The sequence below is a fragment of the Yersinia entomophaga genome, from assembly GCF_001656035.1.
GTDB classification, from domain to species: domain Bacteria; phylum Pseudomonadota; class Gammaproteobacteria; order Enterobacterales; family Enterobacteriaceae; genus Yersinia; species Yersinia entomophaga.
Map to the genome: position 1 here is coordinate 4008809 of NZ_CP010029.1, position 11898 is coordinate 4020706.

Below are 11898 nucleotides of genomic sequence, written 5' to 3' on the forward strand. Positions count from 1 at the left end.
TTTTGCCCTTTTGTACTGAAAAATTACTATTTTTAGTGCTTCATACTTTATACCTATTTGTGATTAGCTTCAGAAACTGAAAGGTTATAAGGTAATGGTATCGCTTATTTGTGTGATAAATCGACGAGTTAACAAAGGGAGTAACAAATGCGATTTGAAAACAAAGTGGTCGTTATTACCGGTGGTGGTAATGGGATGGGGGAAGCTGCCGCCCGTCGTTTCTCTTCTGAAGGTGCAATTGTGGTACTAGCTGACTGGAATCAGGACGCCGCTGAATCAGTTGCGCGCTCTTTGCCAGAAGGTAAAGCATTAGCATATCCAATCGATGTCTCTGACCATGTAGCCGTTAAAAAGATGATGGACAGTATTGCTGAAAAATTCGGTAGAATTGATGTGTTACTGAATAATGCGGGTGTTCATGTTGCGGGTAGCGTTCTGGAAACAACGGTTGAAGATTGGCGCCGTATTGCCGGAGTGGATATTGACGGGGTCGTGTTCTGCTCTAAATTTGCACTTCCTTATTTATTGAAAACCAAAGGAAGTATTGTTAATACGGCATCTGTCTCAGGTCTAGGTGGTGACTGGGGTGCGGCGTATTACTGTGCTGCCAAAGGTGCTGTCGTCAACCTGACTCGTGCAATGGCATTAGATCACGGTGGTGATGGCGTCCGTATTAACTCGGTATGCCCGAGTTTAGTAAAAACAAATATGACCAACGGTTGGCCACAAGAAATCCGTGATAAGTTCAACGAACGTATCGCATTAGGCCGCGCAGCTGAGCCAGAAGAAGTGGCCGCGGTGATGGCGTTCCTTGCCAGCGATGATGCTAGCTTCATCAACGGAGCAAACATTCCGGTTGATGGTGGTGCGACTGCATCAGACGGTCAGCCCAAAATTGTCTGATTAAACGTTCAAGCGTTTTACTCTGTTTACCTAGTCTGAGCTGAGTCCGAAAGTATGGCGATTCAGCTCTGATGGCATTCCTTTCATCAATAAAATTATCTCTCCATCTACCTATCTGCCTAAGCCTTTCGTTGCTGTCTTCCCTGTTTTTAACTTATTTTTGAGGTGTTTCCTGCGTGATTCTGATTTTTACTGCTAATCTTTTTTAATCATTAAGCTAAAAAACATCGTTAAAATCGAAAAATTGCAATAACAAGAATCAACTAATTCCTCAAAATAGGGGAGGTTACATGACTCTTGGTATTAAATTTTGCATTTTATTTATTTGTGTAGGTTTAATTACTATCAAATAGCGCCTTTATTAGCTTCATATTCTTATATCTTTTTTGAATAATTTATGACATTTAACTCTTGGTCATCCCTACGTAAGTTAACAGCTACATTATGAGCCAAGGTGTACAACGATGATTTTTGTCATTTTATGGTTTGTTATTGCCGGATTAAGTGAGTTTTTAGTTTGGGGCCGCCCTTTACTTATGGCGCTGTTATCACTGATATTCTTAGCTGTAGGGGGACTATGGATTTATAAGGTGAGAAAGATACAGGTTAATACTTTGTTACCGTCAGAAGGAAAAACAAAGCGTATCAGTAACCTAAACCTGATCTTTTCCGTAGGTATTCTGGCTATTCATGCGATTACGCTTTTATTGTTTGGCTAATTCAATCAATGTTTTGTTTAATTTCTGTTCGATCATATCTTTAAGCTATTTGTTGATATCGGTTGTCATGAATATGACTAATTATGCCAATAGTTCCAGCCGAGTATCCGCATCCATGCAGCTAAACTCCAACAGATTACAGCTGAGTTCAGTGCTAGGGAAAGGCCTGAGTGGTCGAGAAAGAAGTTAAAGGGAAATCAGGTAGATAAGATACGGAATTACCGCCCACCTTCCGTAGGTGATAGTGAGACGTAAAGCTTCGATTGAACGTTTGCTACCCACAATATTATATTGTGCGATCGGAGCAAAGGTTGGAAACAGCGGAATTAACCCGGCAATTTAGTAGTTTCACGTTTTGAATAACAGAGCAATAAGAATCACGACTACTGCGCCTAACAATGCTTTGATTAACAGACTCATACCAATAGATGGGATCAGCATGGTAACAGTTTACTTGTTGATAATTAATAAATTGTAACTAACAGACCCAATGGGTATTTGGGTCTGTATCAGACGCGCGTAATGTTATTGGCGGAAGGCGTGTTTGATTTGTGCAATGGTATTTTCGAACACTTCTGCCTGGGTTTTGTCTTCTATCAGAGGTAAGGATCTTTCCATCTTCAGAATAACTTTACCTGCGTCTGCCTGGCCAATTGCCTTGAGCATCAATGTCAGCGTGGTTTTCAGGCATGTAACTTCGTGAGCTAAAGTCTCAAGATCGGCGGCAGTAGTGAAGTCTGTGTTACTCATAGTGTCTCCTAATGGACATTGTTGCCGCGTGGCTTATCCTCATATTGGCGTGCCATTGAGGTTAAAAGCAGCATTTTTTACAGTTACCTCATTATATCACAGCGTAATGAATAACTCTGCGCACGGTAATTATTTGTTAGGATACACACAGATACTGAATACTCTCTACGGAATTCGGATAATTCTCAACTGAGCCACATAATGAATTTTTATGCTAAATAACTAAGAACTTGTGCGTTTACTTAATTAAGTTCATAAAGTTTACGGTTAGCCATATGTTTAAATAATGACGATAGAAGACTAATTCAGGTTTTTTAATGTGGTAATCCTGTAACTGTGGCAGAGTTGGCATGCTAGGAATTATTCTTATATGATGAATGTTTGTGCAGAAAGTAATTATTCATAACAGTATCAGGTGGTTGTCTTTTTTAAATTAGAAAAATAACTTGTTGTAAACTATTTATTGCACTAATAATTAGTTATTTGAGTAGATTGTGTTGTAAAATTCATCACTTATTTTGGGATGTATTTTCCTTTCGTTGACCGCTCCCTTTAATAGGCCGACTTGCCAAACTAATGGCGGATGAAAAGCGATCGCGATAAAAATAATTCTGACCAAAATAGAGATGTAAAATTACAATTATTCTGTATTCATTCTTTGGCTGAAAACAAGTAATATCACTGCCGTAAACAAAGAGTGATTAGGTTACTCCCTTATTTTTTTGGAGAATTTTCTTTGATTAGCGTTCTTCTTGTTGATGACCACGAACTGGTGCGCGCAGGGATACGACGCATTCTGGAAGATATCAGGGGTATCAAAGTTTCGGGTGAAGCGCAGTGTGGCGAGGATGCGGTAAAATGGTGTCGCAATAATACTGTTGATATCGTTTTGATGGATATGAATATGCCTGGTATTGGTGGGTTGGAAGCCACGCGGAAAATTCTCCGTTTCTCCCCAGATATCAAAGTCATCATGTTAACCATTCATACGGAGAATCCGTTACCGGCCAAGGTGATGCAGGCAGGCGCAGGAGGATATCTGAGCAAAGGCGCTGCGCCGCAAGATGTGATCAATGCGATTCGGGCCGTTCATTCGGGTCAGCGTTACATTGCTTCTGATATCGCGCAACAGATGGCATTGAGCCAGCTAGAGCCGCAGGTTGATACACCTTTTGCCTGTCTTTCCGAGCGCGAATTGCAAATCATGCTAATGATAACTAAAGGTCAAAAGGTGAATGAAATCTCGGAGCAACTTCATCTCAGTCCTAAAACAGTGAATAGCTATCGTTACCGGATGTTTAGTAAACTAAATATAAGTGGTGATGTTGAATTGACCCATTTGGCGATTCGCCACGGTCTGTTTAACGCGGAGACATTGTCAAATAGTGACTGAATGCTTTGATGCAAAAGAGTTTTTGAAAACAGTAACCAGCCAGCCCGGCGTCTATCGTATGTATGATGCCAAGGGTACTGTTATCTATGTTGGTAAAGCGAAAGATTTGAAAAAGCGACTTACCAGCTATTTCCGCACGCAGGTAAATAGCCGCAAAACCGAAACATTAGTTAAGAACATCGCTCAAATTGATGTCACTGTTACGCATACAGAAACTGAGGCGCTGTTGCTTGAACATAATTACATCAAGCTTTACCAACCTAGATATAATGTGTTGCTGCGGGATGACAAATCATACCCACTTATTTTTCTCAGCGCAGATACTCATCCTCGCCTTGCTACGTATCGCGGAGCCAAACATGAGAAGGGCGAATATTTTGGGCCTTTCCCCAATTCCTATGCTGTGCGCGAAACGCTAGCTTTGTTACAAAAACTTTTTCCGATTCGACAGTGTGAAAACAGCGTTTACCGCAATCGCTCCCGTCCTTGCTTACAGTATCAGATTGGTCGTTGCCTGGGACCTTGCGTGAGTGGGTTAGTCAGCGATGAAGAATATCAACGTCAGGTTGATTACGTTAGGCTATTTCTTTCCGGTAAAGATCAACAAGTACTAACTCAATTGATTTCTCGCATGGAAAATGCCAGCCAATTGCTGCATTTTGAAGAGGCGGCTCGTATTCGGGATCAAATTCAGGCTGTTCGACGAGTCACAGAAAAACAGTTTGTTTCCGGGAATAGCGAAGATCTGGATGTGATTGGTGTCGCCTTTGACTCGGGGTTAGCGTGTGTGCACGTTCTGTTTATTCGGCAAGGTAAAGTGCTGGGAAGCCGCAGTTACTTTCCTAAAGTGCCGAATGGTACTGAGCTGAGCGAGGTGGTGCAGACTTTCGTTGGTCAGTTTTATTTACAGGGCAGTCAGGCGCGAACCTTACCAGGGGAGATTTTGCTTGATTTTGCATTGGTAGAAAAAGATCTACTGGCTGAATCCTTAAGCGAACTTGCGGGACGAAAAATTCAGATTCAAAGCCGACCGCGAGGTGATAGAGCGCGTTATCTTAAACTAGCGCGGACCAATGCGGCGACGGCGTTAGTCACCAAGCTATCGCAACAGTCAACTATCCACCAGCGAATGAAAGCATTGGCGGAAACGTTGAAGTTGAATGAGATAAACCGCATGGAGTGCTTTGACATTAGCCATACCATGGGGGAGCAGACGGTTGCCTCATGCGTTGTTTTCGATGCGAATGGGCCGGTGAAGTCAGAGTATCGGCGCTACAATATTACCGGAATTACTCCGGGTGATGATTACGCGGCAATGAATCAGGTGTTAAAACGTCGTTACGGCAAAGCAATAGATGAGCAAAAAGTTCCCGATGTTATTTTTATCGACGGCGGAAAAGGCCAGTTGGGTCAGGCTATTGAGGTTTTTTCCGAACTGGATGTGCCTTGGAACAAACAAAAACCTTTATTAATAGGTGTAGCTAAAGGGAGTGACCGTAAGGCTGGGTTGGAAACGCTATTCTTTGCCGCAGAAGGTGAGGGGATATCGCTACCTTCTGATTCGCCAGCGCTGCATTTGATCCAGCATATTCGTGATGAATCGCATAATCATGCAATCACGGGCCACCGACAGAGAAGATCAAAAGTAAAAAATACCAGTGCATTAGAGCTGATAGAAGGCGTTGGTCCGAAACGGCGGCAAATACTGTTGAAGTATATGGGCGGACTTCAACCGTTACTTAACGCCAGCGTCGAGGAAATTGCAAAAGTGCCAAGTATTTCACAAGCATTGGCAGAAAAGATCTACAATGCATTGAAACACTGAGCGTAATATTGCACCATACTCATTATATCCTTACTCGCCAGATAGCTATAGAAGCATTATGCAATTGAATATACCGACTTGGCTCACCCTGTTTCGTGTTGCACTTATCCCATTCTTTGTTCTGGCATTTTACCTGCCATTCGTTTGGGCCCCGGTGTTGTGTGCTGGCATTTTTGTATTCGCAGCAGCAACCGATTGGTTCGATGGATTTTTAGCTCGCCGCTGGAAGCAAACGACCCGTTTTGGTGCGTTTCTTGATCCAGTAGCGGATAAAGTGATGGTTGCCGTAGCATTGGTGCTGGTTGCCGAATATTATCACCAATGGTGGATTACTTTACCGGCAGCCACCATGATCGCTCGTGAGATCATTATTTCCTCGCTACGCGAGTGGATGGCAGAAATCGGCAAGCGTAGCAGCGTTGCGGTGTCCTGGATTGGTAAAGTCAAAACGACGGCGCAAATGATGTCATTGGTTGGTTTATTATGGCGTCCAACGGCTTACGTAGAGTTGGCTAGTTTTGTTCTACTTTATATCGCTGCGGTGCTGACTTTCTGGTCAATGTTCCAATATTTAAGCGCAGCCTGGAAAGATTTGCTCGAACCTTGATCGAAGTGCCGCAAAAATCAGCAAACGGACGTTTTAGATTGATAATTTTATTGACTCATTGCGTCAGGTAAGTAGAATGCATCGCATCAGACGGCAGCAACGAAACGCCGAAAGATAGCAAAAAAATCAGTAAGTTCTGATGTTGCGGGAATAGCTCAGTTGGTAGAGCACGACCTTGCCAAGGTCGGGGTCGCGAGTTCGAGTCTCGTTTCCCGCTCCAAATTTGGCAGGCTTGCAGAAATGCTAGTCTCAGCAGTAAGGCAATGAAGAATACGGCGCGTTGGCAGAGTGGCCATGCTACGGATTGCAAATCCGTCTACCTCGGTTCGACTCCGGGACGCGCCTCCAATTTTCCTGAGCCCGGGTGGTGAAATCGGTAGACACAAGGGATTTAAAATCCCTCGGCTTATGGCTGTGCGGGTTCAAGTCCCGCCCCGGGCACCATGGAAAATAGTATAAGTAAAACAAAGCAGTATGAGTATGTCGTTAACCGCCGAGAGGCGGTTTTTTTGTTTCTGGCGTCTGCCGAATTTGGCGAAGTGGCGACCAAATGACTACATTGTGTCTACGACCTTTTTGCCCCCGTTTAAAGCCCTGCCAAATCAGCATCAGCTTGCGCTGGATAAAATTCTCCTAGAACTGAATTGCTTCGGACATCTTTCTTGCAACCAAAGGCGCTGATATAACCGATGGCACGTCACTGCGGGCAAATGGTCGCCAGTGCGGTGGCAATCTCCAAATTATCCAGCCTCGGTACGCCCGGAATACGCGGCCGGACGCCGGTCACGATCTGGGCGGCTAACAGGGCTTTCATGCCGGTATAGCGGCCATTCTCGTCTGACCTGCCGATAATATTGGGAGTGATTTCGGCCGCATCGTTGCCGGTAGTCACGCGTACCACAATGTTGACCAGCTTGGTCTGCTCGGCAATGGCTAACAGTGATGGCGCCAGCGTATCTTTTTTCCTGGTTTTCCCCGGCGGCGGCCAATACATCGGTGATCAGTATCGGGGTATTGAGGGGAAAGGTCTTAGCGTCGGCGGTGCCGACCATGCCAACAATAGCGGTGGATACGGTGGAAATAACCCGTGTGCCTTCGTTAATTTCGAGGACACGGACGCCTTGGTGATAATCATTCATACAGTCAATTTTTGTGAATGGAGGGGTGAACCTATGGTGACGAATTTGTGGGTGGGGGTACCAGATGAGGGATGTGTGAGCTGTGGCACAATAAAAAGCGCGGAATACATTCCAGGATAAAATTAAAGCTGTATCAGTCTATGGTGATTTGTACTACCTTATTTCTGACGTTACTACGACTCTATTTCTGCTTGTTTGGGACTCTTTTCATGCTCAGTATTTTTCATGATTATTCGGGCGCTATTGTTAATTCTGCCCTTGGTGTCTTATTTACATTTATTTTTAGCTTCTTTTTGAGACGACGTAATGATTTAAGTTGGCAAAAATTTGAGGACAGCTCCTGGGATAAAAGAATGCTCGCCATCTCAAAATTCGGTGAGCTTTATTTTAAACCGAGGGGGGATTTTAATAGACTTGAAGTCCAGTATTTATCAAAGTTTCTGACACATAGAGCGGAAGAAAATTACTGTTTTGCTGTTTTACAGTATGTGTCCCTAAGAAAGGATCTAAGTGTTGATGCGACATTAAAGGTAGCCAGAGAACACTCTGGCTTAGTTGATATATGCCCTGATGGTTCAGCGAGGATGAATAAGAAGAAAGTATTGATGAGTCTTCTTCTTTTAACATTATTCTCCATTTCCATGGGATATTGGGTTCCTGTGAGAGCTATATCCCTTCTCGACGACGTGATGAAGACATCCTCTAAAAATGATTTATTGGTCGTCATCCGATATTGTTCATGGTTATTTTCCGTATACGCTATTTATGTGGTCATTAGGCAATTAAAAGCATTGCATGAATTTAGAAAGTTGATTGAGAAAATAAACTTAACAATATTATTAGGTAAGTTGAAAAGGGCATCTGCGTCTTAAAAAAGAGTGGGTAATCCCCACATATTGATACTTATTGTGAGGGTTTAAAAGCGCCATGTGATTAGATATAACCTATGGAACACATGGTTTTTCTCCGGTTAAGCGTTCAGGCGCTATGATGCCGGATTGTTGAGCACGGAACAGGTGATGGGCGTTGTGCGGAGGATGGCACAAACATCTGAGGGGGAGAGCAGTAACGCCGCAAAAATATTATTGCGGCATTAAAATATCAGGTCAATTTATTGACTATTTTTCAGTAACCGAATCGTTTTATCTTCGATGACAAATCGCTTTTCAAATGCAGCACCAATCATAACACCGCCCCAAGCATGGCTGACTAACTCATTGACCAATTCGCATTCAGTAATCAATGGCCTGAAAACTTCGGTACTTACTTCCAGATGTTTAATCCCTGTGCCTTTCTTGGAGTTGGTAGGTTTAAAGCCTGTCCCCGTTGAAAAGTCATTATCTTCTGGAGAAGACCAACCAATAAACCAAGTTCCATGAATGATTTCGTTTCTACGTTCAATCAGGTTAGTCACCCGATTATTGATTTTAGCTAATATGTTTTTCTGTTCCTCATTTAGCTCTGCGCTAACCATAAGAACGGAATGAAAAGCCTTTGATAGTGGATAAGCTGTCAGCTCAGCCGTAAGGGCATGGGTGATTTGTTGGTTCTGCAACCCGTGGCGCCCGGATAGCGCTACAATACCTGTTCTCATAGCAAAACAAACTAATTCAAACTTGGCTGTAAATTCGCCCACCAAAGCATATTGCTCCTGGGTTTGTGCTAACCTTCTGGCTTCCCGCTCTTGATCTGACATCAGTCTCTATACCATTTATTTAAATCATTTATTCGCACAGAAACGATTGAATTTCTGGCAACCGTGCCAAACAATATAAACGTTATTACAGTGCTAGCACATGCTCATCTGGTGTTTATTCAGATTGTTTGGTGCCCCAACCCATATCGCCAAACCTCATTAGACAGCGTAGCCATATCCGCCAGTACGCTGGTGACGGTCTCCGTCTTCAACGTTTACAGCAGAACCAGACTGTCATTTTTATCATTACTATGAGCCACTTACAGAATTCTCTCGACAGGCTGCGCCGCTGTTTTCAGTCGTGAGATCAATCGCCGTCAGCGTCACGCGGGGTTCCCAGCGCATGACTGCGCCATACACCGCCGCCATCATTTTGAGCCGTAAGGCGGGGTTCTGCGGCTGATCAATCAGCGTGGACAGCAGCGAACCGTATTCCCGACGCATCACTCTGGAGCCTTGCGGCGTGATTAAAATATCGCTGATAGACTGGCGAATGTGAGCCATATCGGTAATGGCTTTACCTGTCTGCGCATTCATGCCGAGATAAGTCATTGCGGCCCCCCGGAGGAATCACCGCCACCTTTGACGCCGCCGTGTTGATGGGTGTGAACCACAATGCCGTTTGAGGTCAGATTGCCACCGGAATGGTTAAAGTTGCCTCGCGCCTCACCGCCTTCTTCAATCAGAAGGGTTCGGGTAATCAGGTGTTGAGTACATTTCACCACTGGCGTGGTGAGGGTGATCGAGGTTTCGGCCACGATATTGGCGGTTTTCATGCCGGTAATGGCTAAATGACGGGTTGTAGGTTCATATTCAAATCTGGCCCCATCGGGAAATGTCACTACGATGGCATCCGCTGAAGCCGAGGGTGCAGGGTTGCTATCGGAAAACACCGCGGGCAACACAAAAGCGGTGGTGAGTTCGCCGCCGATACTGAGGATAATCACCTGTTCCCCCACCGAGGGCGCAGCCCAAAAGCGCACCCGACCGGCGCGGGGCGTCAGCCAGTTCAACCAGTCGGTTTCTAGCTCGCCCATTTTTACCCGACATAAACCTTTGACCGTATCCACTTCGGATACAATGCCGATGCGGATCAGATTCGCCAGGGCGCGTTTAAGTGCTGCAATAAGCGTTTTCATTCAGCCAGTGTGCCGCGTGCGGGCGCGACTGGCATGTGATAGGGGTTGTGTGAGGGATGGCACAAAGAATTAACTGCAAAAAGAATAAACGCGTGTATTAAAGGTTAATCAAAATGTGAACAATATGGGGGTTCGGTAATACATCAGGTGCATCTAATGACTAAACCCTGTAACCTCCCTACGTTTTATTATTTTAACTATTCCGCTTTGGTACAACAACTACACTCATGTATTTGTTAACTTCACGAATGAATAGATCAATAGCAATGCACCCTAAATTAAAAGCGTCTTTGGGCATTTTTCGGGGTGCGGCGATAAACTCCATATTGACCGCAGGTGCATTGGCAAGCCACTCAGCTTATGCCTCCAGAGAGCTGAGAGAACAAAACCCAAGATTATATTGGCGTTTACGTTCTATGGGCGAACTGGACATATTGTATTTTTTAATTAAAGATTCAGTGTCTGGCTATGTGGAGGCCAGCGGTATGCAAGAGCAGGGACGAGATGATGAATACAGGAGGATAATAGATAATGTCATCAACCAACTCAACGGTTAAAAAAATCTTAGTCGGTTTTCTATATTATCTTTCTTATATGGCGGCAAATACCGTTGCTATGATCGCAATAGTATTGATGGTTACATCATTTTTCTATTTTGAACATTGGTATGTCGCCATATTAGCTTGCGTGGGTATTTTTGCGGTTTACCACTTTATATTGTATTTATTCCCGCAAAGACCAGATTAATAACTACTTCGCAATATGCCCCAACGCCAGACCCCAATCCACTCTACATCGCCGTCGGTTAGCCCTAGCAACTGGCGGCGTTCATATTTTACCGTCGGCCCGTTGCGGCTGATTTTATCCCGCAGGCCGTAGTGATGGACTCTGACAGATGTTTGGTACAATGTGCGCGCAATGCTATGGGCGGTATAAATATGATTATCTCAGCCTGGTTGGAGTGTCATTAAAAGTGGATCTGCATACTAAGAACGACAATTCCGGGGAGAATAACGCCGCCTTCTACGCCAAAAGAGTCATTAAAATCATATTGGAGGGCGTGATAAATATAGGGTGCAAAGCCTACTCCAACGGCGTCCTTTATATTTTTATAAATCCCCTCATCGCCACAATGACTGAATTGAGAAAAGAAAAACTCTCCTGCATATGCATACCCGCCTTTGAAGGTCCAATGATCCTTTTCCCACCAGTCTTTTCGCACGCCTAGCAACATACATCTGTTGGAAAAACTATTGACTAACGTTCCAACAGATAAACTGTAATCTGACTGGGCATTTAACTTTCTCTCAACGGCAATATACTGATTATCAAAGTATTGCGTATAGTCAGTTTTGGGTTCATATGCATGAAATATAAATGCCCCCGGATTCACCGAGTAAAGTTTGTCATTTGATGCGATAGCACTGGCTGAAATAGCGATCAAATCGGTGGCGATAGCAGCTCTCATTATTTGTACCTACATGTGTTCGTGTCGTCACGCTCCGCGATGGCTTGTTTGTCGAAGCCCAAGCTTGAAACGGTGTACAGTTCGAACTTAATCGTAGCAGCCTGCTTTTGTTCCGGCGTTAATGATGGATAGATAAACGATTTCAATTTTTGCCTGTTAACCAAATAGGGATTTTTTATTTAAAGAGAACGGTGATTTACAGTTCGCCTATTCGGTCTGCTTATTCAGATAAAGTTGCCCGGCTTTCTGATGTTTTCCA

Annotated in this window: 12 protein-coding genes, 3 tRNA genes and 3 pseudogenes; 10 read left to right on the forward strand and 8 right to left on the reverse strand. The window is 44.1% G+C overall.

The features are described 5' to 3' along the window. Positions 1-147 precede the first annotated feature (147 nt). The gene (budC, locus tag PL78_RS17930; protein WP_064517719.1) at positions 148-903 is read left to right on the forward strand and encodes a meso-2,3-butanediol dehydrogenase; all 756 of its coding nucleotides are present in this window, start codon (positions 148-150) and stop codon (positions 901-903) included. A 464-nt stretch (positions 904-1367) separates the two neighbouring features. Continuing rightward, positions 1368-1622 (forward strand): hypothetical protein, encoded by a 255-nt coding sequence (locus PL78_RS17935; protein WP_064517721.1) that lies wholly within the window; start codon positions 1368-1370, stop codon positions 1620-1622. Between the two features lie 77 nt (positions 1623-1699). On the opposite strand, the pseudogene PL78_RS19795 reads toward PL78_RS17935, so the two are convergent. Both PL78_RS19795 and PL78_RS17940 read right to left on the reverse strand, forming a co-directional pair. After that, positions 1700-2042 (reverse strand): annotated as a pseudogene (locus tag PL78_RS19795) (GlpM family protein). A gap of 105 nt (positions 2043-2147) precedes the next feature. Next, on the reverse strand, positions 2148-2372 hold the full coding sequence (locus tag PL78_RS17940) for a DUF2594 family protein (RefSeq protein ID WP_049597559.1): 225 nt from the start codon (positions 2370-2372) through the stop codon (positions 2148-2150). A gap of 736 nt (positions 2373-3108) precedes the next feature. On the opposite strand from PL78_RS17940, the gene uvrY reads away from it, so the two are divergent. From uvrY to PL78_RS17970, 6 genes are all read left to right on the forward strand, one after another. Further along, positions 3109-3765 carry a UvrY/SirA/GacA family response regulator transcription factor gene (gene uvrY / locus PL78_RS17945; RefSeq protein WP_049597560.1) on the forward strand — a complete coding sequence of 219 codons (657 nt, stop codon included), beginning with the start codon at positions 3109-3111 and terminating at the stop codon, positions 3763-3765. Beyond that, complete coding sequence (uvrC, locus tag PL78_RS17950; RefSeq protein WP_064517724.1) at positions 3758-5590, forward strand: excinuclease ABC subunit UvrC; 1833 nt, start codon at positions 3758-3760, stop codon at positions 5588-5590. Before uvrY ends, uvrC begins: the two co-directional genes overlap by 8 nt. Before the next feature lie 58 nt (positions 5591-5648). Next, positions 5649-6197 carry a CDP-diacylglycerol--glycerol-3-phosphate 3-phosphatidyltransferase gene (pgsA, locus tag PL78_RS17955; RefSeq protein ID WP_049597562.1) on the forward strand — a complete coding sequence of 183 codons (549 nt, stop codon included), beginning with the start codon at positions 5649-5651 and terminating at the stop codon, positions 6195-6197. Positions 6198-6341: 144 nt separating this feature from the next. Then, a tRNA-Gly gene (locus PL78_RS17960) sits at positions 6342-6417 on the forward strand. A 54-nt stretch (positions 6418-6471) separates the two neighbouring features. After that, positions 6472-6545 (forward strand) — tRNA-Cys (locus PL78_RS17965). Between the two features lie 10 nt (positions 6546-6555). Beyond that, positions 6556-6641: transfer RNA gene (locus PL78_RS17970), tRNA-Leu, on the forward strand. 192 nt (positions 6642-6833) lie between these two features. Here the strand turns inward: PL78_RS17970 and PL78_RS17975 are convergent. Next, a pseudogene (locus PL78_RS17975) lies at positions 6834-7336 on the reverse strand (phage tail sheath protein); the annotation flags it as partial. Positions 7337-7545: 209 nt separating this feature from the next. Between PL78_RS17975 and PL78_RS17980 the strand changes: the two are divergent. After that, positions 7546-8208 (forward strand): hypothetical protein, encoded by a 663-nt coding sequence (locus PL78_RS17980; protein WP_128821873.1) that lies wholly within the window; start codon positions 7546-7548, stop codon positions 8206-8208. A gap of 239 nt (positions 8209-8447) precedes the next feature. Here the strand turns inward: PL78_RS17980 and PL78_RS17985 are convergent, their stop codons facing one another. The 3 genes from PL78_RS17985 to PL78_RS17995 all read right to left on the reverse strand — a co-directional run bounded on the left by PL78_RS17985 (position 8448) and on the right by PL78_RS17995 (position 10171). Further along, complete coding sequence (locus PL78_RS17985; RefSeq protein ID WP_064517728.1) at positions 8448-9032, reverse strand: hypothetical protein; 585 nt, start codon at positions 9030-9032, stop codon at positions 8448-8450. A 249-nt stretch (positions 9033-9281) separates the two neighbouring features. Continuing rightward, positions 9282-9584: a GPW/gp25 family protein gene (locus tag PL78_RS17990; protein ID WP_064517730.1), complete on the reverse strand. Its 303-nt coding sequence runs from the start codon at positions 9582-9584 to the stop codon at positions 9282-9284. After that, entirely contained in the window at positions 9581-10171 is a 591-nt protein-coding gene (locus tag PL78_RS17995) for a phage baseplate assembly protein V (RefSeq protein ID WP_064517732.1), read from the reverse strand. The genes PL78_RS17990 and PL78_RS17995 overlap by 4 nt, the downstream gene beginning before the upstream one ends. A gap of 266 nt (positions 10172-10437) precedes the next feature. On the opposite strand from PL78_RS17995, the gene PL78_RS18000 reads away from it, so the two are divergent. Next, positions 10438-10728 (forward strand): hypothetical protein, encoded by a 291-nt coding sequence (locus PL78_RS18000; protein WP_064517735.1) that lies wholly within the window; start codon positions 10438-10440, stop codon positions 10726-10728. A 193-nt stretch (positions 10729-10921) separates the two neighbouring features. Here PL78_RS18000 and PL78_RS19805 read toward each other — a convergent pair. Together PL78_RS19805 and PL78_RS18005 are read right to left on the reverse strand one after the other, a co-directional pair. After that, positions 10922-11061, reverse strand: a pseudogene (locus tag PL78_RS19805) (phage virion morphogenesis family protein); the annotation flags it as partial. 77 nt (positions 11062-11138) lie between these two features. Then, the gene (locus tag PL78_RS18005; RefSeq protein ID WP_064517737.1) at positions 11139-11639 is read right to left on the reverse strand and encodes a hypothetical protein; all 501 of its coding nucleotides are present in this window, start codon (positions 11637-11639) and stop codon (positions 11139-11141) included. Between the last annotated feature and the right edge of the window lie 259 nt (positions 11640-11898).

Coding starts and splice junctions, on each gene's coding strand:
- budC (WP_064517719.1), top strand. CDS start 148: ATGCGATTTGAAAACAAAGTGGTCGTTATTACCGGTGGTGGTAATGGG.
- PL78_RS17935 (WP_064517721.1), top strand. CDS start 1,368: ATGATTTTTGTCATTTTATGGTTTGTTATTGCCGGATTAAGTGAGTTT.
- PL78_RS17940 (WP_049597559.1), bottom strand. CDS start 2,372: ATGAGTAACACAGACTTCACTACTGCCGCCGATCTTGAGACTTTAGCT.
- pgsA (WP_049597562.1), top strand. CDS start 5,649: ATGCAATTGAATATACCGACTTGGCTCACCCTGTTTCGTGTTGCACTT.
- PL78_RS17980 (WP_128821873.1), top strand. CDS start 7,546: ATGCTCAGTATTTTTCATGATTATTCGGGCGCTATTGTTAATTCTGCC.
- PL78_RS17985 (WP_064517728.1), bottom strand. CDS start 9,032: ATGTCAGATCAAGAGCGGGAAGCCAGAAGGTTAGCACAAACCCAGGAG.
- PL78_RS17990 (WP_064517730.1), bottom strand. CDS start 9,584: ATGACTTATCTCGGCATGAATGCGCAGACAGGTAAAGCCATTACCGAT.
- PL78_RS17995 (WP_064517732.1), bottom strand. CDS start 10,171: ATGAAAACGCTTATTGCAGCACTTAAACGCGCCCTGGCGAATCTGATC.
- PL78_RS18000 (WP_064517735.1), top strand. CDS start 10,438: ATGCACCCTAAATTAAAAGCGTCTTTGGGCATTTTTCGGGGTGCGGCG.
- PL78_RS18005 (WP_064517737.1), bottom strand. CDS start 11,639: ATGAGAGCTGCTATCGCCACCGATTTGATCGCTATTTCAGCCAGTGCT.